The 24893-nt window shown below is 46.0% G+C and carries 22 protein-coding genes and 1 tRNA gene; 15 read left to right on the top strand and 8 right to left on the bottom strand.

All coding sequences use genetic code 11. The features are described from left to right. From H595_RS0115945 to H595_RS0115935, 3 genes are all read left to right on the top strand, one after another. Window positions 1-190, top strand: a 190-nt coding sequence (locus H595_RS0115945) for an ATP-binding protein (protein ID WP_169338563.1), incomplete at its 5' end; no start/stop codon positions are given. A gap of 117 nt (window positions 191-307) precedes the next feature. Further along, window positions 308-499, top strand: a complete 192-nt coding sequence (locus H595_RS0115940) for a hypothetical protein (protein ID WP_027672105.1) — start codon at window positions 308-310, stop codon at window positions 497-499. A gap of 1 nt (window position 500) precedes the next feature. After that, window positions 501-1442 carry a DUF4124 domain-containing protein gene (locus H595_RS0115935; protein WP_027672104.1) on the top strand — a complete coding sequence of 314 codons (942 nt, stop codon included), beginning with the start codon at window positions 501-503 and terminating at the stop codon, window positions 1440-1442. 592 nt (window positions 1443-2034) lie between these two features. Here H595_RS0115935 and H595_RS0115925 read toward each other — a convergent pair. From H595_RS0115925 to H595_RS0115915, 3 genes are all read right to left on the bottom strand, one after another. Then, window positions 2035-3786: a TIGR03545 family protein gene (locus tag H595_RS0115925; protein WP_051219950.1), complete on the bottom strand. Its 1752-nt coding sequence runs from the start codon at window positions 3784-3786 to the stop codon at window positions 2035-2037. Between the two features lie 10 nt (window positions 3787-3796). Beyond that, window positions 3797-4288: a TIGR03546 family protein gene (locus H595_RS0115920; RefSeq protein ID WP_051219949.1), complete on the bottom strand. Its 492-nt coding sequence runs from the start codon at window positions 4286-4288 to the stop codon at window positions 3797-3799. Window positions 4289-4597: 309 nt separating this feature from the next. Then, entirely contained in the window at window positions 4598-6073 is a 1476-nt protein-coding gene (locus H595_RS0115915; protein ID WP_156886002.1) for a Na+/H+ antiporter NhaC family protein, read from the bottom strand. 394 nt (window positions 6074-6467) lie between these two features. Here H595_RS0115915 and H595_RS0115905 point away from each other — a divergent pair, with 394 nt between their 5' ends. The 3 genes from H595_RS0115905 to H595_RS0115895 all read left to right on the top strand — a co-directional run bounded on the left by H595_RS0115905 (window position 6468) and on the right by H595_RS0115895 (window position 9793). Next, on the top strand, window positions 6468-6878 hold the full coding sequence (locus H595_RS0115905; RefSeq protein WP_027672099.1) for a BlaI/MecI/CopY family transcriptional regulator: 411 nt from the start codon (window positions 6468-6470) through the stop codon (window positions 6876-6878). A gap of 2 nt (window positions 6879-6880) precedes the next feature. Then, window positions 6881-8428 (top strand): M56 family metallopeptidase, encoded by a 1548-nt coding sequence (locus tag H595_RS0115900; protein WP_027672098.1) that lies wholly within the window; start codon window positions 6881-6883, stop codon window positions 8426-8428. A 120-nt stretch (window positions 8429-8548) separates the two neighbouring features. Next, window positions 8549-9793 (top strand): serine hydrolase domain-containing protein, encoded by a 1245-nt coding sequence (locus H595_RS0115895; protein WP_027672097.1) that lies wholly within the window; start codon window positions 8549-8551, stop codon window positions 9791-9793. A gap of 69 nt (window positions 9794-9862) precedes the next feature. On the opposite strand, the gene H595_RS0115890 is transcribed toward H595_RS0115895, so the two are convergent. Genes H595_RS0115890 through pepA form a run of 3 tightly spaced genes read right to left on the bottom strand, consistent with a single transcriptional unit; the run spans window position 9863 to window position 14699 of the window. Continuing rightward, a complete protein-coding gene (locus H595_RS0115890; protein WP_027672096.1) occupies window positions 9863-12718 on the bottom strand; it encodes a valine--tRNA ligase in 2856 nt (951 codons plus the stop codon). A gap of 14 nt (window positions 12719-12732) precedes the next feature. Continuing rightward, window positions 12733-13191: a DNA polymerase III subunit chi gene (locus H595_RS0115885; protein ID WP_037055057.1), complete on the bottom strand. Its 459-nt coding sequence runs from the start codon at window positions 13189-13191 to the stop codon at window positions 12733-12735. After that, entirely contained in the window at window positions 13191-14699 is a 1509-nt protein-coding gene (gene pepA / locus H595_RS0115880) for a leucyl aminopeptidase (RefSeq protein WP_027672094.1), read from the bottom strand. Before pepA ends, H595_RS0115885 begins: the two co-directional genes overlap by 1 nt. 184 nt (window positions 14700-14883) lie before the next feature. On the opposite strand from pepA, the gene lptF reads away from it, so the two are divergent. Both lptF and lptG read left to right on the top strand, forming a co-directional pair. After that, window positions 14884-15990 carry an LPS export ABC transporter permease LptF gene (lptF, locus tag H595_RS0115870; protein WP_027672093.1) on the top strand — a complete coding sequence of 369 codons (1107 nt, stop codon included), beginning with the start codon at window positions 14884-14886 and terminating at the stop codon, window positions 15988-15990. 1 nt (window position 15991) lies between these two features. After that, window positions 15992-17059, top strand: a complete 1068-nt coding sequence (gene lptG, locus H595_RS0115865) for an LPS export ABC transporter permease LptG (RefSeq protein ID WP_027672092.1) — start codon at window positions 15992-15994, stop codon at window positions 17057-17059. A 17-nt stretch (window positions 17060-17076) separates the two neighbouring features. On the opposite strand, the gene H595_RS0115860 is transcribed toward lptG, so the two are convergent. Then, the gene (locus H595_RS0115860; RefSeq protein WP_027672091.1) at window positions 17077-17574 is read right to left on the bottom strand and encodes an RDD family protein; all 498 of its coding nucleotides are present in this window, start codon (window positions 17572-17574) and stop codon (window positions 17077-17079) included. A gap of 162 nt (window positions 17575-17736) precedes the next feature. Here H595_RS0115860 and H595_RS0115855 point away from each other — a divergent pair. Both H595_RS0115855 and H595_RS23555 read left to right on the top strand, forming a co-directional pair. Next, window positions 17737-17823 (top strand) — tRNA-Leu (locus tag H595_RS0115855). Window positions 17824-18352: 529 nt separating this feature from the next. Next, window positions 18353-19966 (top strand): winged helix-turn-helix domain-containing protein, encoded by a 1614-nt coding sequence (locus tag H595_RS23555; protein WP_051219948.1) that lies wholly within the window; start codon window positions 18353-18355, stop codon window positions 19964-19966. Here the strand turns inward: H595_RS23555 and H595_RS0115840 are convergent. After that, window positions 19941-21038 (bottom strand): serine hydrolase domain-containing protein, encoded by a 1098-nt coding sequence (locus H595_RS0115840; protein WP_051219947.1) that lies wholly within the window; start codon window positions 21036-21038, stop codon window positions 19941-19943. The genes H595_RS23555 and H595_RS0115840 overlap by 26 nt on opposite strands. Window positions 21039-21260: 222 nt before the next feature. On the opposite strand from H595_RS0115840, the gene H595_RS0115835 reads away from it, so the two are divergent. The 5 genes from H595_RS0115835 to H595_RS0115815 form a co-directional block, all read left to right on the top strand. Next, window positions 21261-22184, top strand: a complete 924-nt coding sequence (locus H595_RS0115835; RefSeq protein ID WP_027672088.1) for an alpha/beta hydrolase family protein — start codon at window positions 21261-21263, stop codon at window positions 22182-22184. A 291-nt stretch (window positions 22185-22475) separates the two neighbouring features. Continuing rightward, window positions 22476-23432, top strand: a complete 957-nt coding sequence (locus H595_RS0115830; RefSeq protein WP_027672087.1) for a DnaJ C-terminal domain-containing protein — start codon at window positions 22476-22478, stop codon at window positions 23430-23432. Between the two features lie 2 nt (window positions 23433-23434). Beyond that, window positions 23435-23752, top strand: a complete 318-nt coding sequence (locus tag H595_RS0115825; RefSeq protein ID WP_051219946.1) for a chaperone modulator CbpM — start codon at window positions 23435-23437, stop codon at window positions 23750-23752. 458 nt (window positions 23753-24210) lie between these two features. Next, window positions 24211-24570, top strand: a complete 360-nt coding sequence (locus tag H595_RS0115820) for a chemotaxis protein CheB (RefSeq protein WP_169338562.1) — start codon at window positions 24211-24213, stop codon at window positions 24568-24570. A gap of 78 nt (window positions 24571-24648) precedes the next feature. Then, the coding region (locus H595_RS0115815; protein ID WP_156885929.1) for a transposase at window positions 24649-24893 on the top strand (245 nt) is incomplete at its 3' end.

Raw genomic sequence — 24893 nt, 5'->3', positions numbered from 1 at the left:
TATTGTGACCAGTAACCTGCCATTCTCGCAATGGTCAACGGCATTCGCTGATGATCAAACCTTAACTGCGGCATTGCTGGACAGGCTGTTACATCATGCGCATATCGTACAAATCAGCGGAAATAGTTATAGGTTAAAAGGCAAAAGAACAGCGGGTGTCATACCGGCAGCAGAAAGTACGTTAAGTTGAAAAGAAGCCAGGGGTGGGTCAAATTTAGATTACCGTTTTAAGCGGTAAGTGGGTCAAAATTGGATTGCCGTTGACAAACTAAGATTTTTATAGTAATAATCATTTTTGAGGGTAAAAATGCTTAACAAAATTCTAGGTGTTATTGGTGTAGTTTGGGGTTCGGCAATAATAATAAATTGGATACTAACGCCTGCAGCAGGTAATGAAGCTTATAACATGGGGCAGCTGCTATCTGTTGTTTTTGGGGTGGTTTTAGCCATTGCAGGTGGATACACCATTTTAAATGCTAAACAAAGTAAGCCGGACTGATATGAATAAACCATTAATACTGACAACAAGTGCACTGGCACTGATTATGTTTACCGTTGTTGCGCAAGCGAAAGTGTATCAATGGACCGACAGCAACGGCAATGTGGTGTTTTCTGATATACCTCCTGAGCTGGATGGTACAGAAACTGTAGCTGATGTATCTCAATCTGAGCTTGATAATGCCGGGCAAGCAACGGCTTTGGCGTTGCAGGCAAGAGAGCGGATTATGAATAATCCTTTTTCCTTACCGGAGCGAGCGGTGGCCAAACAAGAAATTGATGCGGCACAGCGGTTAGATCAGCGTAATGCGATGATAGAAGTGGCATTGTCCGAATTAATGCTGAAGCAGGCTTATTACAGTGGCGATGCTTTCAAAGCCAAGTCCTACAATACTGCGGGGTTAAATAACGCGTTGCAGCATGCGAAGAACGCGGTGGAATACTCCCCGGAAAACGTGCTTTGTTTGGCGCAACTGGCCAAAGTACTTTTAATACAGGGGCAGAAGGATGCCTTTGTCGAGGTGTTACGCCAGATGCATAACGTTGCGTCTGAAACATATTACACCTGGTACTTGCAGTCTGTTTTGGCGCGCAAACTCAACAATATTCCTCGTGTGCAGGAAGCGCTAGCTCAGGCTGAAAAATATGCCGAAACAATTTATCAGCAAAAAGGTTTAGAAGAAGAGCGTAGGTATTTAGCTCGAAAACAAGGTGATGTTGAAGCAGAAGAACGCTCATATAAAAAGTTAATCCAGTTAAATCCAGACTCTGCTCATGCGCATGGTAATTACGGCAGCTTTTTGCTGCGCAACAAAAGATACGAAGACGCCATTGCTGCGTTGAACAAGGCAATTTCGATACAACCTTATCCAATGGCGCTGGAGCTGCTGGCAAGGGCTGAAAGTGCTCAGGCTAAAAACGCTGGAGTAGCTGAAAACGGTTAAGCCGAATAATTGCACACATGGGGTCGGGTCTTGCTTTTTGCCTTTTGTGCACACATGGGGTCGGGTCTTGCTTTTTGCCTTTTGTGGTTGTTCTAGCATTAGCGTCAAAACAAGACTTGACCATCGAGGCGGTGGCTAACGCATAAATATTTGGAATATTTATAGAGCTGCCCTCTGGTGAGAGCATTAATTATGTGTACCAAAATGGCCGCTTGCTTAGCACGCAAACGCCGGAAGGTACCAGTAACTATGTATACAAGCAGGGCGACCAGCTGGAGAATTTTTAGGGTCAGATCAAAATTTAACCTCTGTATAAAATAAGATTTCAATTTTGTCTGACCCCGCTGACTCAGCGCACAAACACAAGGTAGAGTACGACGGCTGGGGCACCTACTTTGAAGGTGACGAAGACGATGTAGATTATGACGAAGACGACGAAGAATAATCGTCTTTAACCAAGTAAAAGCCGCTGTAAAGCGGCTTTTTTGTTTTGATATAGGGCCGCTTTGCAAAGCGTCGTTCGTTAGACTTCGACGTTGCAGGTTAAACCTTACTAGCGCATCAATACCATGTTATTAAAGCTTGCAGACGTTTATTCACCGCCGCCAAGCTTATTAAACAGTTTGTCTTTTAACTTGTCTTTAGCCTGATCTTTTACATCAGCCAATTTGGCATTAAGCATATTTTCAATGTTGTCGCTGATATCCGCTACCTCACCATCTTGCTGTGTAAGCAGTGCCGCCCAGTCTTGCTGGCCAGCTAAACCGCTTTGTAACTGGGTGTTTAACTTTGCTTGCAGCTCGCTTTGATAGGCCGCTATTTTTTGCTTGGCTTCGCCCAACAAGGCATCACCGAGCACTTTATCCAACGACGAACGGATACTAACATCCGGTTGGCTAATTAAACCGGTGGTGGCAATGTTCAGTGGGATCTGTTGTTGCTTGTTGAGCAAGCTGGCTAACTGTTGCAGATACTTATTACCGCTACTGCTAAAGTTGCCACCATTAAGCACAACACTGGCCTGCTGGTTAATTTGGTTATCGGTTAGTTTTAGCTTGCCATTGGAGGTAATCATTCCCGCAGCTAAATCTAGCGCAGTATCGTCCTTGCCAAACTGGGTTGCTTGCAGGGTTAACCCCTCTAGTGTCCAGTTTAGGTTGGTTATCATTTTATCCATAATGGCAAAATCACCATTAATATTAAGAGCTGACAGCTGAGGCAGCTGCTTAACGTCGACCGTAAACTGGGTCGCCCGGTCAATTAAAGCATGTTGTGCGGTGATATCCTGCAGTGTAATGGTGGCTTCACCACCACCAATTAACCAATTAACGTTGGCTCGTCTAACCCAAAAATTCGGATAAGGTGGGTTAGGTAACGGCAGGACCCGGTTGGGCAATACCGCCTCAGGCGCGGCATCTGCGGTATCTGAGGCAGCACCTTGCTCAGGAAGATAAGGTTTTGCAAGCACGTAAAGGCTTTGTAGCTGAGTAATACGCTGTGCCCACAAATCCCCCAGTAGAATTTGACTAATACCTGCCAGGCCGCCATCACTTAAATTAGCCAGCTGCTGCACCTTGGCATAATCTGCTTTACTGGCATCTTTAAGTTCTGTCACGGCATTGGCTAGTGCGCTTTGGCTATGTGTTAATAACTGCTTAGCTTCTACCAGGGTGGCTTGCTCGGTTTTTAATTTGTCTTTTAATTGGCTTAGCTGCTCTACTTTTTTAGCCAGGTCTGCGGCATCAGTTATTTTGCTGTCAGTTAATGCTTTAATATCAGCCTGATACTGAGCAATAACGTCTTTGGTTGGCAGCTTGTCTTGCAGTGTTTTCAGTTTTTGCTGTTCTACCAGTGCCAGTTGCTTTAGCGCTTCAGCTTTTGCTGGTGTTTGCAGGTTGGCGCGGGCAATCAATTCATCTGCATCGGGTAAATCGACCTGCAGTAATGCCGCAATATCAACTTTTTCGCCATCTTGTGATGGTTCGCGATAAACATCTCCGATGCTGCTGCGCTGTGCACCATATTGCAAACCGTCTACCGTTAGCTCGTCAATAACGTAGTAGCCTAACAGGGCAGGCCATACCTCTAACGCTGCCCGGGCATGGCCAAAGCTAATGCTGTTGTGACTGGGTTTGGCGGCGTCAGTAATTTGTAAGTCGTTAATGCGCAGCGCCAGCGGCGCCAGTTCAAGCGATACTTTGTTAATGTTTACTTCAGCACCAACGGCTTTTTCCAGGCTATAAACCATGCCCACGCGAATAGCCGGACCTGCCAATAAATAAACCAATGCCAGTAATGCAGCAAAGAATACGATAAACACTAACCAACCGGATTTACGGATCATTCGGTGCTCCTTAATTCAGTTTTTCGTACAGCGAAAACAGCTTGCTGGCTTTGAGCATCTGCGTCACTTTCCATTTTTCCACATTGCTCATAATGCGGCTGCGATACTGCAGCACCAACATTTTACTGCACCAGGCGATAGGGAATGCTAACACCACGCCCAGAATAAAAGCACCCAGCGTTAGGGTGTGGTGCAAATGCAGCAATTGTGCTGTTTCATTGTTCGCTAAAAAGCGCAGTAAGGTGTCGTTTTGGGCGTATTGCCAGGTGAGTTGCTCCAAAGGTTCAGCGAACAACAGCATTAAGCCTTCAGTAAGGCCCCATGTGACAATAAAAGTAGACAGGTTCACCGTTAGCAGACATACCAATAATACCAACAGCAACGTTAGCAAACCAAACGGCAATATGCCGACAAACAACCCCAGCGCTATCGCCCAGCCAATTTGCCAGGGAGATACCTGAGAGTTTAACACTTTAAGTATTTTAGCCAGCATGGTCAGCATAGGGCCTCCGGTAAACAGGCTGTAGATTATTGGTATATAAGGTAACAGCCTATTGGCTATTTGTCAGGGACAAAAAAGTGACAAGCGATTGAAAGATGATTAAAAAAGGAGGCGCGGTAACGATGATGCCTGTCTGTTAAGGTGTCAGTGGTCATCGGTTTGCCCTCACTAACACGCCGTGAGCCCATCCATGGGGGCTCGTTTTCGCACGTCCGGGGCTTCAACGGTTAGTTTAGGGCAAGCCAATGGCACTTAAACGTTTAGCATAATGCTAATGACACGCCGATTATGGCATAGGCAAATGGCATGCTAAGCCAGCGCCAGGAAACCAAAAAACGCCAGCACCGCAGCCGCAAAGGCATAAGGGAACTGGGTTAACGCATGGCTCATAAGGTTACAGCCCGAACCCTGCGCTGCCAGTACCGTAGAGTCACTGTAGAAACAAGCCTGGCTACCAAACGAGCTTGCCGACAACAGGGCACCAATAACCAGCGGAATATCGGCTTCTACCGCAAACGCCAATGGCATTACAATAGGAATAGACACCGCAAAAATACCCCAGGAAGAACCCGTTGCAAAAGCCAGTATCGCCATTGACAAGAAAACCAGTGCGGGCAATAACTGCGCACTCATATAAGGCGCCAGGTTATCAATAATATATTGCGGTAAGCCTAGCTGGTCACATACGTCTTTAAATACAAAGGCGGCAATAACCGTACAAATGGCCGGTAGCATGGTTTTAAAACCATGGATCATCTGATCCATCATTTCAGAGATGCTCATCAGCCGCTGTAGTAAATACAGCGGCAGGGTGATAGCAAAGGTCATCAACAGGCCTTTCCAGACATCGATTTCAAACCAAATGGTAAAGCCAACCAACATAATCATCGGCAACAGGAAGTTATGCAGTTTGCCGCCGCTTTTATCAGATTGCTCAAACTCTTGCTCAAACGACTGTACGGCAAAATCATCGGCGGAGTGAGTATCTTGCGCCGTGGTTGCTGAGTTTGGTGCATCAACGGCAGCTAATGTCGCTTGCTGCGCAGCCAGTTCGGCTTTTTTCATCGGGCCAAATATTGGCACTATGCCTAAGATCACCAGAATAACCATAATCATCGCCAGCCAGGCGTACAGCATATAAGGAATGGCAGAAATATAGGTTGCAATGCCGCTGGTATCTCCAGCGGGGGCAACGTCATTTGCCACCAACAGGCCACCAAAAAACACTGCCCAGGTAGAGATGGGGATCAGCACGCAAATGGGGGCGGCGGTCGAGTCGACTACATAGGCCAGCATTTCGCGCGACACTTTGTATTTGTCGGTAATGCGTTTCATGGTTTCACCCACGGTTAGCGCATTTAAATAGTCATCAACAAAGATCACGATGCCCAAAAAGCAGGTCATCATCAGGGATGACTTACGGCCTTTAGCTACATTTTGTGCTGCGCGGCCAAAGGCAAAAGCGCCACCGGTATGCACCAGTAACGCGATAAGTGAGCCAAAACCACCACACACCAGAATTAACCAGCCTATGGTTTCATCTTGCATTACGCGCAATGACGTTTCTGCGAAGTTATCCAACGCACCGACAGGCGACAATAAAAACAGGCCAACAATGGCACCCATAACTAATGCCAGAATAGGCCGTTTTAACCAAATAGCGATGGCCAGAACAGTAATAGGAGGAATTAAACTTAATGCGCTTGGTGTTATAGTTGCGGCCGCTTCGGCCGCCGCTGCAACAGGTTCGGCGAGACTCTCAACCAGGGTATCTGCTGACATCATTTTTTATTCTCATCACGCTTCCGGCAGGCCGGATAAAAGTTAAGTGAACCGTTGCAGCAGATAACCCAACTCAACGGCGAGGTGCCTTGCCAGCCGTGCTGCACGTAAAACAAACGCACTAAACACTAAACTGTACTGCATAAATACGCAGTGCAAGTGTATTAACAGCCAGCTGCCGAAATACCGCGCAATCATAGCAAAAATTATTTTTTCTACAACTGACATCTTTTGCCACTCTGTAGTAGGTAGTGCCTGACAAGTGAGTAAACCGATAGGTAATTTATTGGCAAAACTTAAACGCTGGCGCTGAATGAATCGTTAAAAACTAAATAATTAGTTGTAAGTTTGATAAAGAACAGCTAACTTAAAACTAATTGTTTAGTAGGTGATGGTAATGGCTAGAGCAAAATCAATAGAATTAACCGGTGCAGAGCAAAAAATTATGCAGGTGTTATGGCAGCATGGGCCGTGCTCTGTTAAAGCTATTGCTGCTGAGCTCAACAAGCAGTCTGCTGTGGCTTATACTACGGTACAAACCTTATGCCGTATTTTGCTCGACAAAGGCCATGTGCAGTGCGAAAAACAAGGCAAAGCTTTTGTATATCAGGCGATAACAGTACAACAAGAAGCTCGTAGTCAGGCGTTAAGCACATTGTTACAGCGTTTTTTTGCTGGTTCCCCAGAGTTACTGGCGCAGCACTTATTAGAACAACAAGCATTACCTGAAGCATTGCAGCAAGATCTTCAGGCACAAATTGATGCAAAAGCGCTTTTAGCTTCCGACAAGAGCCAACAGGAATCCTGAGCATGGTTGAATTCAGCTGGTTATTGTTTTACCTGTTGATTCATCTGGGGTTAGCGGCCGTTACTATACCCTGGCTATACTGGCTTAGCCAAAGTAAATGGCAGAGCGCACCACAATTTATGCTGCGCCTGTGGACAGCGTTAACGGTTATGCTGTTTATATTGCCTTTACTGATATTAATGCCAACCTCGGATAACAAAACAGAACCACGCCTGTTCGATACAGATCTTGCAACAATGCAGCCAGAGTCCGCACAAACAACACAATTGCTGTCTGGCGAAGTGCACCCAGTAGAAAGAACCACAGAAATAACCCAGCGCTGGGCGTTAACCCCGCAATTGCTGTACTTATTATCACCGCCAGTATGGCTTTTGTTACTATTACCTTTAGGTTGTTTGCTGCAGGGTTATCGTTTTTATCAGAGTTACCGGCTTAGCCGCACTTTATGGCGCCAGGCCGAGCCGTTGTTTTTACCGGGTTATGAAGCTACTTCGCCTGCGTTATATCAGCACACGGGGATTGCTAGCGCTATGTTGCTGGGCTTACGCCACCCACGTATTGTGTTACCGGCCAGTTGGCTTGGTAGCCTGTCTGCAGAGCAGTTGCAACATGTAATTGTGCACGAACAGATGCACTGGCGGCGGCGGGATTTGCTGACGTTTTATCTGCAGCAACTGGCCGGGACGCTATGCTGTTGGAGCCCATGCTGGCGGCTAGTATGCCGACAGTTAAATCGCTATCGGGAGCTAAGCTGTGATGCTGCTGTGGTTGCCGGGTTAAGGCAGCCCCACCGGTATGCTCAGACATTACTCGATTGCAATAAGAAAATGGCTAGCTCTGCCACGGCAGTACTGGCCATGTCATGGCAGCAACAGCCGCTGCTAGCCCAGCGTATTAACAATGTATTGCAAGGCACTAGCAAGCACGTAACCCCTTTGGCTGTCGTGATGATTACCGCGATATCTATGACACTGCTAATAACTTTTGGTTTGGCGCAGCAATGGCAGGTTGCCCAACTACCAAAGCAGTTCGGCCAGGTTAAGCTAAGCCAGCTGGGGCAATTAGATGAATTACTCGAAAGTATTAAGCGGCATGACGTAGCCAAAGTGCAGCAGTTGATTGCAAAAGGTTATCAACTGAATCACCCCATGCCCGGCACAGGAACCCCGCTGATGGTGGCGGTACGTAATGAAAACACCGAATTGGTAGAGATTTTACTGCGCGCCGGAGCCGATGTTAATGTCAGTAGCAGAGGTGATGGCAATGCGCTGATTATTGCGGTGCAGCGGCGCAACCTTAAGTTGGCGCAACAGTTAGTCCAGGCTGGTGCTGATGTTAATGCTGTGGTGCTGGCAGATGAAACGCCGTTGATTAACGCCAGCTATCTTGGCGACCTGCAGATGGTGCAATACCTGGTGGCTGTAGGTGCCATCGTTAATCTTAAAGTCGAGGCCACGCTGATGGATGGCCGGGAGCTCAGATCGGCGCTTAATCGGGCTGCTACCGAAGAGGTTAGAGGCTACTTACTTCAGCAGGGAGCTCTTCTCTGATGATTCGACGATAACTCTAGCAACCTTTCCAAGATATTAATTGATAACACGGGCCGTCTAAGCCTGCAGGCGAAGCTTTGCCTTGAACCTAGGATCAAACATAATTTAGGAGCAAAATTGATGAAAAAAATACTGATAAGCCTGCTTGGTATTATATTTGTTGCCGCATTAGTGCTTGCGGGTTACTGGTTTTCAGGCTGGCTAGCCTTACCTGACAAAGTGCCACAGCAAAGTGAGGTATACCAGCAAGACTTTGGTAACGCTGCTGAAAAGGCTATGGCTGAACTGGTGTTGGCACAGCAACAGCAGCAGTTACCAGCAGTAACGGCAGCAGTTGCGTGGCGCGGGCAATTAGTTTGGGTAGGGGCTGCAGGCTATGCCGATTTAGCCAACCAAACCGCGGCTACCGTACACAGCCAGTTTCGTATCGGCAGTACGTCAAAAGCGGTTACAGCAACCGCGTTAGCCAGAGCCGTCGCCGCCGGCGAAATCGACCTTGATAGTCCAATTAGCCAGTATATGCCGCAGTTGCCTAATCCGGCATGGCAAAACTTTACTTTACGGCAATTGATGTCTCATACCGCAGGGTTACCAGGTTATGCCGAAAATACCGACAGAATTGGGGCTATTAGAACCCTACTAAAGCAGCGTGATTTTCCGGATGTGATAGATGCTCTGGCACTGTTTGATGACAGTGAGCTGTTGTTTAGTCCGGGTACAGATTTTCATTACAGCTCTTTTGATGTAAATCTGGCCAGTGCAGTACTGCAAAGTGCTATGCAACAACCCTTTTTGCAGTATCTGCAACAAGAAGTTAGTGAGCCACTGCAACTGAACTCGTTGTCGGCAGATAATGATACCGTAGATGCCTTGGCAAATAGGGTAAGTTTTTATATTACTCATGATGGCTATGCGAAAAAACATTGGCCGGTAAATTTAAGCCAAAAATGGGCCGGTGGTGGTTTAATTGCCAGCTCTGCAGATTTAGCCAAATTAGGCTCAGCCTGGTTTAATCCGGATTTTATTCCTGCAGCAATACAGCAAGAATTCTGGACACCGCAACAACTTAGCAGCGGCGAAGTTAACGAGCAATTTTATGCCTTGGGCTGGCGACATTTTTCTCAGGACGCCCTTTTTTGTGATAAGCAGAATCCACTGAGCCGAAACATTAGCTATGTTCATCATGGCGGTGTGTCTGATGGGGCTCAAAGCTGGCTGGTACTTTATCCGGAACTGCAACTGGTGGTTGCGATGAACACTAATACAGTAAAAGAAAACTACTGCGATTTTGCCGGGCAGGCAGCACGTATCACCCGGCCATTCTTGCAGCAGATAGCACCTGATTGGCTAGTGCCAAAGGTATAGCGTCGGTCACTGGTGTTATTAAAAAAGGCGGCCATCAGGCCGCCTTTGCACTACAAAAACTCGCTTGGTTTAAAGTGCAGCAATTTCGGCTTGCTGTGCTTGTAGCTTAACCACGGCCTGTTCCAGCTCGGCTTGTTTAGCGCGCTCTTTTTCCAGTACCGCTTCCGGTGCTTTGGCAACAAAGCCTGCATTGCTTAACTTACCTGCGACACGGGCCAGTTCTTGCTGGGTTTTTTCCAACTGCTTGGCTATGCGGCTAAGCTCAGCGTCTTTATCTATTAAACCGGCCATCGGTATTAACAAATCCATACTGCCAATCAGCTGCGCTGCGCTGGCTGGTGCTTGTTCGCCGGCGGCAAGAATGGTTATTTGCTCTAACTTAGCCAGGTTCATTAAGAAGTTTTCGTTCTCGCTTAAACGGCGCTGCTCTTCGCTGTTTACATTGCGCAGTAAGATGCTGAGTGGCTTACTGGGGGCAATGTTCATTTCACCGCGGACATTTCGAATAGCGGTGATTACTGCTTTTAACCACTCTAAATCCGCTGTTGCTGTGGCATCAATCAGGGCATCGTTACACTCTGGGTAAGGCTGTAACATAATGCTGTCGGCATCAATACCGGCTAAGGGTTTAACCGACTGCCAGATGGTTTCGGTAATAAACGGCATAATAGGGTGCATTAAACGCAGCAGGCTTTCTAACACCGTAACCAGCGTGTGGCGGGTACCACGTTGCTGTACGTCATTACCTTTAAATAATATCGGCTTTGTGAGTTCCAGATACCAATCGCAGAACTGGTTCCAGGTAAATTCGTATAAAGCCGTTGCCGCTAAGTCAAAGCGGTAGCTGTCTATATACTGCCTTACCTGCGTCACGGTGCCTTGATACTGAGCCAAAATCCATTTGTCAGCCAGTGACAGTTGCATCTCGCCGCCGTTAAAGCCGCAATCCTGCTGTTCTGTGTTCATCAGCACATAACGGCTGGCATTCCACAGCTTGTTACAGAAGTTACGGTAGCCTTCTAAGCGTTTCATGTCCCAGTTAATATCACGGCCGGTTGACGCCAGTGCCGCAAGGGTAAAGCGCAGCGCATCGGTACCGCTGGCGGTAATGCCTTGGGGGAATTGCTTTTCAGTCGCTTTGGCAATTTTTTCAGCTAAGTGCGGCTGCATCATATTACTGGTACGTTTGGCAAGTAAGTCTTCCAGACTGATGCCGTCGATCATATCCAGTGGGTCAACCACGTTGCCCTTGGATTTCGACATTTTATCGCCATTTTCATCGCGAATAAGCCCGGTAACATACACGGTTTTAAACGGCACCTGCGGTTTGCCATCTTTATCTTTAATAAAGTGCATGGTCATCATGATCATCCGGGCAACCCAGAAGAAAATAATGTCAAAACCGGTTACCAACACATTAGTTGGGTGGAAGGTGCGCAGAGCGTCGGTGTCTTCCGGCCAGCCCAGTGTTGAGAAGGTCCACAACGCAGAGCTAAACCAGGTATCCAGCACGTCGTTGTCTTGTGCCAACACCACGCTATCGTCTAACTGATGCTTGCTACGCACTTCAGCTTCGGTACGGCCAACATAGACTTTACCGTTTTGGTCGTACCAGGCCGGAATACGGTGGCCCCACCATAATTGACGCGAAATACACCAGTCCTGAATGTCACGCATCCAGCTGTAGTACATGTTTTCGTATTGCTTAGGTACAAATTCAATTTGGCCGTTTTCTACCGCTTCAGTGGCGGTTTTTGCCAGCGGTGCTACTCGCACATACCATTGATCGGTGAGTAAAGGCTCGATGACTACGCCACTGCGATCGCCATAAGGCAGGGTGTTATTGTGATCTTCAACCTTTTCCAATAAGCCTAAGGCGTCAAAGGCGGCAACAATGGCTTTGCGCGCAGCGTAGCGGTCTAACCCCTGATATTCTTCCGGAATAGCGGCACTAAGACCCGGGTTTATTTCGCCGTTTGGCTGAAAACATTCGCCCTCTGTGCGAATGGTCGCATCAGGCGTCATAATGTTAATCATTGGCAACTGGTTACGCTTGCCTACTTCGTAGTCATTAAAATCATGCGCAGGGGTTATTTTTACACAGCCGGTACCTTTTTCCATGTCGGCATGTTCATCAGCCACGATTGGAATACGGCGATTAACCAACGGCAGCAATATAGTTTTGCCAATCAGTGCCTGGTAGCGCTCATCCTCAGCGTTTACTGCCACACCGGTGTCACCCAGCATGGTTTCCGGGCGCGTGGTGGCAACAACCAGGTAGTTTTTACCTTCGGCAGTTGTTTCACCGTCGGCCAGTGGGTAGCGTAAATGCCACATATGGCCTTTCTGATCTTTGTTTTCTACTTCTAAGTCAGAAATGGCGGTGTGCAGTTTAGGATCCCAGTTTACCAGGCGTTTACCGCGATAAATTAAGTCGTCTTCGTATAAACGCACAAACACTTCTTGTACCGCGTGAGACAAGCCGTCGTCCATGGTAAAGCGTTCGCGCTGCCAATCTACCGAGTTACCTAAACGGCGCATTTGCGAGGTAATAGTGCCGCCAGACTCGGCTTTCCAGTCCCACACTTTTTCGATAAAGGCATCACGCCCCAGTTGATGCCGGCCAGGTAAACCTTCAGCGGCCAGTTTACGCTCTACCACCATTTGAGTCGCAATACCGGCATGGTCGGTACCCACCTGCCACAAGGTGTTTTTGCCTTGCATGCGCTGGTAGCGGGTTAGTGCGTCCATAATTGTTTGCTGAAAGGCATGGCCCATGTGCAGGCTGCCCGTGACGTTTGGCGGCGGGATCATAATGCAATAGTTGCCATGGCTTTCATCACCACTTGGCTGAAAATAACCTTTGGCTTCCCATGCGTTGTACATGGCCTGTTCTATTTCACTGGGGTTAAACGTCTTTTCCATGATAGTACCTGTAATCAATTGGCGTTAATGGTTTGCGGACTAACACCTAACTGACGATATTGCTTAAAACGCTCCCTGGCCTGCACTTTTAATGACTCGGCGGTGGGAACAAATTCGATGATGTGTGAAAATCGGTTGGCAAAGGCCGGAATAGTGTCGGCTAAGTTTATTAGCACGCTCCGGTTTTGCCTTGGTGCTTGCCAGCCTATTTCTACCGGTGCACCATATTTAGGGCCTTCGCCACTGAGGTTATGTGGAACAAAACGTTCAGCATCGAACTGCCAAAGCAGCTCGTCAAAGACTTCGGCCTGTTGTTGGCTGGCAGTATAAACGAAAACCCGCTGTTTGGCGCGGAACAAGTCGGCACATAGCTGACAAGCTAAAGTAAAATGAGCTGGCGTGGTGCTCAGCTCATTTTGTGTGGCTTGTAAGTCTGCTGGCGTGTCGCTTAACAGATAAAAGCTAACCTGCATCAGTTATCCTGTTGCTGGCCAACCCGGTTAATTAAAAACTGGGTTAGCAACGACACCGGCCGGCCAGTGCTGCCTTTATCTTTACCCCCACTGCGCCAGGCGGTACCGGCAATATCCAAATGCGCCCAGTTATATTTGCGGGTAAAGCGCGATAAGAAACACGCCGCGGTAATAGTACCGGCAGCACGGCCACCTAAATTACTAAAGTCAGCAAACGGGCTTTCCAGCTGGTCTTGATAATCATCCCACAAGGGTAAACGCCAGGCGCGATCACCACTTTGCTCAGACGCATTAAGTATTTCATGTGCCAGTGGGTTATGGTTGCTTAGTAAGCCAGACGCATGTTTACCCAAGGCAATAACGCAGGCACCGGTTAAGGTGGCAACGTCAATAACCAGTTCTGGGTCAAAGCGCTCAACATAGGTTAATGCATCGCATAATACTAAGCGGCCTTCCGCGTCGGTATTGAGTACTTCTACGGTCTGGCCCGACATTGTCGTCAGGATATCACCAGGGCGGTATGCGTTAGCATCAGGCATGTTTTCGGCTGCGGCTAATACGGCAACAATATTAATCGGCAGGTTTAAATTAAGCACGGCATGCATAGTACCAAGCACCGATGCGGCGCCGCACATGTCGTATTTCATTTCGTCCATGCCATCGCCCGGCTTTAAGCTAATGCCGCCAGAGTCGAAAGTCAGGCCTTTACCTACCAGCACCACCGGTGCGCTGTCGTTCTCGGCACCATTGTATTTAATTACCGACATACGCGGGCCATTAACAGAGCCACGGCCTACTGCAAGGTACGAATTCATGCCGTGCGCGGCCAGTTCTTCTGCGCCTAATACATCAACGCTAATTTTCGCCGAGCTTTCTGCCAACAATTGGGCTTGGTCAGCCAGATACTGTGGCGTACAAATGTTCGGTGGCATATTGCCAACGTCTTTACATTGCTTAATACCTGCAGCAATGGCTAAACCGTGTTCTACGGCTTTTTCACCAATGGTTAAATCACGGCGGGTAGGTACATTAAATACAATTTTGCGCAGCGGACGACGGGTTTCATCTTTTTTGCTTTTTAACCGGTCAAACACATACAGGCAGTCTTGCGTGGTTTCCACGGCATGACGCACTTTCCAGTAGGTGTCGCGGCCTTTAACGTGCAGTTCAGACAAAAAGCATACCGCTTCCATCGAACCGGTTTCATTCAGTGTACTAATAGTTTTGGCAATAATCTGGCGATACTGGCGCTCGTCTAGTTCGCGCTCTTTGCCGCAGCCAACCAATAATACGCGCTCACTTAATACGTTAGGCACATGGTGCAATAGCAACATCTGGCCGGGCTTGCCTTCCAGATCGCCACGGCGTAACAGGTTGCTGATATAGCCGTCACTGATTTTATCCAGTTGTTCTGCTACGGCGGAAAGACGGCGCGGTTCATATACGCCAACCACAATGCACGCACTGCGTTGTTTTTCCGGACTTCCGCTTTTTACGCTGAACTCCATACTAACTCCTGATTCTAATAGACTGTGCTAACATAACTCAGTACTTTAATGGCCAAATTCTACCGTGAATTTATAAAAAAGCTCGGTTTTCTCTGCTGTTTGGTCGATAATAATTGCTATAAATATCAAGTTTACTGAAAAATCGCTAGGGTTCCAGCAAAAAGGCAGGTTTTTAGGGGGCGTTTTGATCATTTTTCGTTACCTGCTCGGTGAGGTGTTTAAGTCTCAACTGGCGGTATTTATCATTTTAATGACCATTATCATCAGCCAGCGCTTTGTCAGAATTTTGGCCGATGCGTCAGAGGGCGAAATTCCCGGGCAACTGGTTATGAGCATAGTGGCATTAAAGCTACCGCAGTTGGCCGTTATTATATTGCCACTCAGTGCCTTTGTTGGCGTATTGGTGGCGTACGGCCGGGTATATGCCGACAGTGAAATGACGGTATTACATGCCACTGGCGTGAGTGAATGGTACATCGTGCGTATAACGCTGCTGTTGTCATTGCTTATGGCCATACTGGCCGGCAGCGTTACGCTGTATTTGAGCCCGTGGGCAACAGAACAAGAATACCGCATTTTGGAAAAAGCAGATGCTAATGCCGGGTTGTTATCTGTAGTGCCAGGCCGGTTTCAACACACGTCAAACGAAAAAGCGGTAATTTTTGTGCATGACGTTGGGCGAGGCAGCCAAAGCGGCGAGCTAATGCGGGTGTTTGTGGCGCAAAATAACAGTGACGACCGCTTAGGGCATTCTATTGTTTATGCCAACAGCGGTAATGTAAAAGAAGATGCCAATGGCGGCCAAACCTTACAACTTGAGCAAGGCCGACGTTACGCGGGTGAAGTAGGTTCACCGGCATTTGAAGTTACCGAGTTTGAGCGCTATCAAATTCAAATTCGTGAGCAAGAAGTAGAACAGCGCCGGCGTAAGTTGGGTTCTGTTGCTACCACAGAGCTACTTACCATGGACAGCAACGAAGCCATAGCCGAATGGCACTGGCGTATCGCCATACCGCTGTCTATACCCTTGCTCACCCTTATTGCCGTGCCACTTAGCCGGGTTAATCCACGCCAGGGTAAATTTGGTCGCTTGCTACCGGCGCTATTACTGTACTTAGGCTATTACTCTTTGCTTATTATTGCCCGCTCGGCACTGGAAGATGGCAAAATCCCACCGGCGATGGGCATGTGGTGGCTACACGCGTTAGCGCTGATGGTCGGCGGGGTGTTAATTATGCGAAGCCGCAGCAGCGCGCAGCGGTTTCATGCCTGGCTGGCGGGAAGAAGTTAACATGTTGAAAATATTAGATGTTTATATTGGCCGCAGTATTTTTAATACGTCAATGCTTACACTAAGTGTGCTGTTAGCCATTTCTGCCATGTTTAAGTTTATCGACCAAATGCGTTCAGTGGGGCGTGGCTATTATGACATGGTGCATGCCGCGCTATTTACCTTATACAGCGTGCCTGGCGATTTGGTGACATTTTTCCCGATGGCGGCATTAATCGGCGGCTTAATTGGCCTGGGTATGCTGGCCAGTAGCAGCGAGCTGGTGGTGATGCAAGCCGCGGGCTTATCACGTCTTAATATTATCAGTTCGGTAATGAAAACCGCCGTGTTAATGATGCTGTTGGTGATGGCGGTAGGTGAGTGGGGCGCACCGGTTAGTGACCGTGCGGCACGCGAGCTACGCACCAAAGCTATTTCAGACGGTAGCTTGTTTGCCGTACAGCAAGGTATATGGGCCAAAGATGGCGACAACTTTGTCAACATTCGCAAAGTTGACGACATGGGCAATTTAGAGCAAGTCGTGGTGTATCAATTTGATGAGCAGTTACAGCTGTTGTCTATTGTGAGCGCCGATAAGGCGATATACAGCGGTGATGCCTGGCAACTGCAACAGGTCGAACAGCTGCAGTTTGGTGCTGACCGTATTTTAAAGCAAAGCCTGCCAGAGCAACGTTGGCGTTCATCGTTAACGCCTGATAAGTTGGGTGTGGTGACCATTAAGCCAGAAATGTTATCGCTAACCGGTCTTAACGGCTACGTGGATTACCTGCAACAAAACTCGCAAGACTCCAGCCGCTACGAGCTGGCGTTTTGGCGCAAGGCGCTGCAGCCACTGACTATTGTTGCCATGCTACTTATGGCCTTGTCATTTATTTTTGGCCCATTGCGCAGTGTTACCATGGCGGCAAGGGTGCTGATGGGTATTTTAACCGGTTTTGCGTTTTACATGAGTAACGAAGTATTTGGCCCGGTAGCACTGGTGTATCAGCTACCGCCTATTGTTGGTGCTTTGCTGCCAAGCGCTATTTTTATCGCCTTATCAGCTTATTTTATGCAGAAAAAAGCCTAGCACGGCACCATACAGCCCTAGCGGGCTGCTTTGTGCAAATTAAGTAGTTTGCTTTGTTCTTTGGTAAGAATAATAACCTGAGTAGCCGTAAGCTGGTCTTGCAAGGCCAGCCCTTTACCCCAGCGCAGCCATAACCAGATATTGCCCAGCCCCAGCAACGCGCTAAACGCTCGTAACACGGCTTGTTTTAAGCTAATTGCTTCACCATTTTGTTGCACCAACAATAAACGCCAGGCCCGCATGCCCAGGGTTTGGCCGCCTTTGCACCAAAAATACAAATAGAACCAAAAAAAACACAGCACAGAATACAGCTGAAACCATAATTTATGCTGAGTAATAAAATCGGCATGGTCGGTATAATTAGCTAAAGAAATGATGCCAGTACTGTTTAACAGCGCAACCACCAACAGCGCCAACGCCATTGCTGCCATCCAAAGCGCAGCCAGTATTAACCAGTCGTACATTATTGCCGCTAAACGGCGAATTAAACCCGCGCGGGGTGCATTGGCAAACATAGTGATATCCGCTAATAAAAACGGCGCAAGTGTAGCATGGGGCAAGGCTTTTTCGAAGCTGCTGTATTTTTGCGCAACCGCACCATCAAAACATAAATTCGCTTGCGCTGGCAGATACGCATCGTATAATGCAGGCGTTTACTGCAAAAAATATCCCTCAGTGCCTGGGTGGCGAAATCGGTAGACGCAGCGGATTCAAAATCCGCCGGGGGAAACTCCGTGTCGGTTCGAGTCCGACCCTAGGCACCAAATTCCTTGTTTGTATTTTAAATGCATCATTTTAATATTTTTAGAACCAAATAAAAATTCATTTAGCACTCTTAATAAGATTCAATTCTTGATTTGCTCCTTAAGTAAAATAAAACGTCATTATTAGCATCTTTACTCACCTGAGTGAGTTGAATCTTTCCTACTGTTTTTCGGTCAGTATAGTAATAGCCTGAAAGTTCATATTTTTTTCGTTTCCTATTTTAATCGTCCGAATACCAAATAGTGTCGCCCCATTATATGGTGGCCACTCTGGTGTTTTGGGAGTTGACCGATAGACGTAATTTAATTTCTTTTGACCTTGCTCAATTGTTAGAGTTGTTTCTAAGGAAAGCGATTTGGTTGTTTCTCCGTGCATGTCAATTTGAGTTGCAAATAAAGTGTGCGGGCGAAGGTAAATGCAGGTTGAAATTTTCTAAAGATGTTTGAAATTTGTAACGAGTTTACTCTTTTAGTGATATCGTTTTCGACAAGCTAGTGACGGTGCTCTGCTAAACAGAAGTGACATTTGATGGACAATTTAGACAACAATACAACCCCCAGTAACCGAGTGTACAAAACCGCTGGCTTAACGATAAATTTAGATTCAAGACACGTTTTTTACGGCGATGACAGGCTTCCCATAAAAGGATTGACGTACCGTCTTTTAGAAGTGCTTCTTCTTGCAGATCAACAAACAGTGAGTCATTCAGATTTGGCTAATAAGGTGTGGAAGACAACTTATGTTAGTGACGAAACAGTTGCCCAACGCATATCTCTTCTTAGAAAGGCTTTAGGGCTTATTGATGAGAATCTAATAGAGAATGTAAGGGGAGAAGGCTACCGTTGGGTCGCATCGATAAATTTAGACCTTGATGAAAATAAAAAATCGACTTCTATTGGAGCTATTTATTCAATTAAACGGGCTGGATTGCTTACCGTTTTGATAGCCACTTTGCTGCCACTACTTCTAATAATAGGGATAATCTTAGATCACCGTGAGGGTATTAAGGTGGACGGTGAGGACAACTTTCAGAAGTCCGAATTACCACCGATGATCGAAAAAGCATATGGGCTCGCAAACCAGAACAATAGCGCTAGTAATTCTATCGCAATCGACTTATTCAATGAATTTTTAAGAGAAAATCCAAACAGTGTTGATGCTCGCTTAGGGCTTGCAGTAGCAAATATAGAGCGAGTAGTGAAATTTAATGGAAATGAGTTGTTTCTTGATTTTGCAGCAGAAGAAATTGAGTTTCTGTCAGGAACAGATATAGCACCGTGGAAATTATCTAGACTAAAGGCCTATTACTTTGATGCTAGAGGTAACATTGATGAAGCTATTTTTCATTATGAGCAAGCACTGAATAGCAATGGTAAGTTGATTACTCAAGTCGCTGCATCTTTGGCTTATTTATATGTCAGAAAGGGGCGCTTGTATGAAGCGCTACAACTTAATTTAACAGCCTTTGACTACAAAAACGGTTACACAATTTTACAAATTTCAGAAATACTGTACCTAACCGGGCTGTTAGAACAATCAAAGAAATGGGTTGAGATCGCTTATAAGTACGCTCCCAATGATGCATTTGTCGCTGTTCATTATTCAAGAGTAGCTTATGCGTTAGGCGATAAGCCTAATGCCTACAACGCAATTGCCAGACTTGAACAGTTTCACGCTGAAACAGCTAATAGCTTTGTTGAATTGGCTACGCTTTCTATGAAAGATGGTGATTGGCTTGCTGCGCAAAAAGCACTTAGAAAAGCAAACGAACTTGAGCCAGATAGTTTGTATGTCAAATCATTACAGTATTGGCTAAGTCGTAAGGGGTATACTGATGAGCAGGTAAATAGGCCATCGACAGAGAGCTCTTCGCCTGTATGGCCCAACTGGTACGTCGCGAAGAGTATTGTTGAAGTCGCTGATGGAGATATCAGTGCAGCGAGAAAATCTATTGGCTTGGCGGTATCAAGCGGTTATTTAGATGTTGAGTACTTGCACTCACTACCAGTATTTGCGTTTATTCTCAAAGAACCTGGCCTGGATACGTTACTAAGAAAAATGGCGCACTCTGTTACAACAGAGCGCGCCAAAATTAGTTCTATAACTTTGCCCGATCTTACTGAATCAGAGCAGGCAGAATAGCTGTAGAGAAAATTGCATGCGTTTGTTGATGCATGTAACGTGTGTTATAAGCAGTCGCCGTAATTACAGCCGTTGCATTTAATTCTGGGACGACAAACATATAGTTGCCTCCATTGCCGGCTGCGGCAAAAGCATCAACTTTTTTGCCATTAACATCAAATGGAAAGCGCCACCAGGTAATCCCATAGGTAGCATTCATTTCAGGCATCGATACTGAATATGACTGTAAACTTTTTTCGATCCATTTTTTTGGCAAAATTTGTTTACCGTTCCATATTCCTTTATTTAAAACTAGCTGCCCAATTTTGATCAAGTCTTTTGGCTTGATTCTCAAGCCTCCACCACCCTGAGTTATCCCCATTTCATTATATAGCCACTGGCTTTCTTTGATATCCAGGGGGGTAAAAATTGCCTTTTCGGTGTATTCAGAAAACTTCTGTTTTGAAGCCACTTCAATTGCTGCTGCAGTGATCGAAATACCAGCAGTACAGTAGGCAAAATCTCTACCATAAGGCTTTTTCGCCATAGGTGTTTCCCATGGTGGATTTGCTCTTGCGGGTAAGTTTATAAAGAAGTTAACCCAATCCTTCGTTATGTACATCCTCTCTTCGTGTCCTGCAGATAAATCATTCTGATCATTACACTCAAGTGGGTTCGTCATTGTAAGTAAGTCGAAGAATGTCATATCTGACTTTTCTTTACTTGGATTTAGGACCATAGAACGATTGAAAACCGGCAAAACTTTATCTTGGTCAGATTTAAAATACCCATCTTCTAATGCTTTACCAAACATCAAGCCGGTCAAGGTTTTGCTTGCTGAGCGGATATCGTGTAGGTCATTCGCTGTAACGCCGTTGTAATAGCTTTCGTGAACAACTTTGTTATTGTGCATAACAACAACGCTACTCAATTGTTGAGGCTTTAACTCTTCAATTTTAGGGCTGATGCTATCGTAGCTATTAGCGTTTACTAAACCTGAAAAGGCTAATGTAATCGCAGCAATTTGTGACATTTTGAACTTCATATACATACCTTTTTTGTTGTAAGCCATTACATACTCAGCATGTTGCATATAAATGTCAGTTAAAAAAGCATGAAGAAATATAAAGTGCTTGATTTTGTCTTTAACCAGAAAAGCTTAAAAAATCTTTAGACTTATTTATTTGAGCCTTTAAAGAAAATATTGGAAGTTAACCCCTACAGGCTGAAGCTTCAACCTGCTGAAATTAGAAGGATTGTTTTGGCATTAACCTTGCTGTGTCAGGGGGGAATTTAACATCACTAAGGAAAAAAAATGAGAAACTTCGCCTGTGTATTTCTGTTAGTCTTTTTTGTTTCAGGTTGTACAACAAACAATGAGGGGCACAGACAGAGTCTCCACGAAACGAATCAAAATACAAGGGGCCTAACTGTCGTTGAAGATGTCGTGTTTGAGAGCGAAGGTGTTCAATTAGCAGGTAGTCTTTATATTCCTAAACATGCTAAAGCTGCAGTCGTTTTAGTGCACGGCTCAGATCCTGTTCCACGTATGACAAAATTAGCCGAATCATTGTCGAAGAATGATTTATTAGTGTTGACCTATGACAAACGCGGGGTTGGTAAGTCCGGCGGTATTTACATTGGGCCTAGTTTGGGAACTAATAATATTAGTGTTGATAACTTAACGTTGTTGGCGAAAGACGCCAGTGCAGCAGTCAATATCATTAGCCAATATAACAAGGAATTACCCATTGGTCTTGTTGGCGCGAGTCAAGCAGGCTGGATTATTCCGATTGCGGCACTTAACAATCCAGCCATTGAGTTTATGGTGCTATTTAGCAGTCCCACTATCACCACTTTGGAACAACTCAGATTTCAGTTCTATACCAATGGTAGAGAAGACTTTTGGGACAATCACACAGATGAAGATGCGCGTGCACATATAATAAGTGCTCCTGATAGATATCAATTTGAGGCAACAGATCCGAAAGACTCATTGAATACTTTATCGATACCGGGGCTTTGGCTTTTTGGAGAACAGGATATACAGGTTCCTGTCAAAATGTGTATGGAACAGCTTAATGGATTAAAAGCCCAAGGTAAGCCGTTTGAATATGTGTTATTCCCATCACTGGGACATGATACCAACAAACCAGAGCCTTTAGACATTGCAATACAATGGATAAAGCGAAACGCGACTAGCTACTCATCTGGAATAGTTTTTTTCGCCCATAAATAATGAAGTAGATACTTTTATTGTAAAAGCTGTGAGCGAAAGTAGTTCGAGACAAGAATAAGGACAGCGCTTTCAGAGTACTCCTTCAGAATAAAGAGAAAAAGAGAAAAAGGGGTCGGAGACAATTAAATGCATTTTTAACTAACTCGTTATTTTTCCGTTGGTTGTGTAATTAATGGTAATTGTTAGCACCGGCCCTTTTTCCACTTTCCTGCCTTTGTTCGCTAGCGTACAGACAATCGTGATGCTGCGTTGTTAGGGTGAGCGTGGGAAAGTTTTGTATAGGATCACGCAATGGAATTTATTGATTACTACAGCGTGCTTGGCGTTGATACAACAGCAGACGACAAAACCATTAAAACGGCCTATCGCAAACTCGGCCGCAAGTATCACCCCGATGTGAGTAAGCTGCCGGATACTGCAGAAAAATTTAAACGTGTTGCAGAAGCCTATGAGGTGCTGCACAGCGCAGAAAAGCGCGCCGAATATGATGCATTATGTGCCGCGCGCCGAAGTGGTTTTGACCGGCAAGCGAGCAAGGGAAATGGCGGCTTTTACGACGAGAGTAATACGGCATCTAATCAGGATTTCGCTGATTTCTTTAATGCAATTTTTGGTGATACGGGCTCGCGACATCGCCAACAACATCGTCAACAGCCCGGCTATGATGACAGCAACCAGCGGAAAGGCGCTGATATCGAACTCGACTGGCCGATTATACTGGAAGAGACCTTAACAGACACCCTCAAGCAAATTGAATTTGTTATTTCAATTAACGACCAACAGGGTTATCCGCAGCAGGTAAAAAAATCACTGAAAGTGAAAATACCGGCGGGTATTCGTGATGGCGAGCGCATTCGGCTAAAAGGGCAGGGTGCGCCTGCCGCGGGCAATATGCCAGCTGGCGATGTGTATTTAACCATCCGGTTACTACCTCACCCACTGTTTGATGTTGAAACTGACAACCTGGTACTGACGTTACCACTGGCGCCGTGGGAAGCTGCACTTGGCAGCAAAATTACGCTACCGACGCTTAGCGGCAAAATTCAGTTGGCTATTCCGGCAAATAGCCAGGCGGGCCAGCGCTTGCGGCTAAAAGGAAAAGGCCTGGTAGGGAAGAAATCGACTGGCGATTTGATTGTGATTTTAAAAATTGTGATGCCACCGACGCTTAACGACAGCAGTACAGCACTGTGGCAGCAGTTGGCAGAAAGTGTCAGCTTTGATCCTCGCCGCGAATGGAGCAGCTAACCATGACAACGTTTTTAGACATGCCATCGACCAATGCCCGGCTAAGTTTTGCAGAGCTTTGTGCAACAGCCAATATTAATAACGACACCCTGCTTGAGTTCGTTCGCCATGATATTGCCATTCCCATCGCCGGTGCGCAGCCACAGCAATGGCTATTTCATGTTACCTGCGTGACAAAAGTGAAAAAAGCCGCCCGTCTATATCGTGATTTGGATATCGAATGGGCCGACCTGTATTTGGTATTAAATTTACTCGATGAAATTGACCAGCTGAAAAATGAAAACGATCAATTAAAACAACAGTTGGCAAGGTTGCGCTAGGGTAAGAGCGGATGCGATGTATGACTCACTGCGGCCAACAACTTTCAGTTTGCCTTGTTAAGCTCTGTTGGATTGCTGCATTCACCCATCCAAATATCTGTTAACACTTTACAGTGCTCGCGAAAGACACATCAACTTCTCTGCCTAAGGTTAATAGTGAATAAGTCAACCAGAGGGCCATTAATAATCCACCAATTCTGCTGTTTTACAGTCCAGTTTTATTAGACCACTACACATATAGTGTGCATAATCATTAGGCAGTAAATCGATCAATTGCTGCACAGTAGTAAATTGACTAATGTTTGTTTCAATGGTTTTGCGATAAATTAGGTTTTTATATCAAGCAATTTAGAAATTACTGATTTATTAAATCACCTTAGAGTAAAACGGGATTATTTGTTAATTTATATGGGTTTTTCGGTGAGATGGTCTAAGCAGTAAAGTGGGTGAATGTAACCTTGAAAACAAAAATACCACAAAAAGAATTACACTTTGTTGGCATAGGAGCATCCGCGGGTGGATTAGAAGCTTTACGAACATTTGTTGCTAACTTACCCATTGATGCCGGCCTAACCTATATAATTGCTCAACATATGTCGCCTGATCATCCTAGCATGATGGTGGAGTTATTAGCCAGAGAGACAAAAGTCACAATCCAATCTGCAACGTCTGGCCTTAAGCCGAAACCAAATAATGTGTATATTTGCCCTCCCAATATGGATGTTACTGTAAGTAACGGTATTCTTAAATTAGACACTCCTTCAAATACCATCGGTCCTAAACCTTCAGTCAATCGTTTTTTTACTAGGGCTTGTTGATCTTTCGAGATGGATTATTAGACAGCATGATGGGCTGGTACAATTACTTTCGCCAAAAACTAACCATGACAACCCATCATGCCAAGGACAATGTTAACAGACGAGTGCTGGTCAAAGCTAATCAGATTGATGCTTAAAACAGGCCGCATTTATGACAAACCGGAACACAGAAATACTTTCGAAGGCATTTTGTACCGGATGCGGGTCGGTTGCCCATGGCGCGATGTGCCAGAAACTTTTGGAGATTGGAGCGCCATCTACCGGCGTTTTAACTTGTGGTCTAAAAAAGGCATTCTGATGCAGCTATTCGCCGAGTTAAGGCA

Origin of the sequence: Rheinheimera baltica DSM 14885 (assembly GCF_000425345.1) — a bacterium.
Classification (GTDB): domain Bacteria; phylum Pseudomonadota; class Gammaproteobacteria; order Enterobacterales; family Alteromonadaceae; genus Alishewanella; species Alishewanella baltica.
Note: the sequence above shows the minus strand (reverse complement) of the source record. Positions and strands in the feature narration are given on the sequence as shown.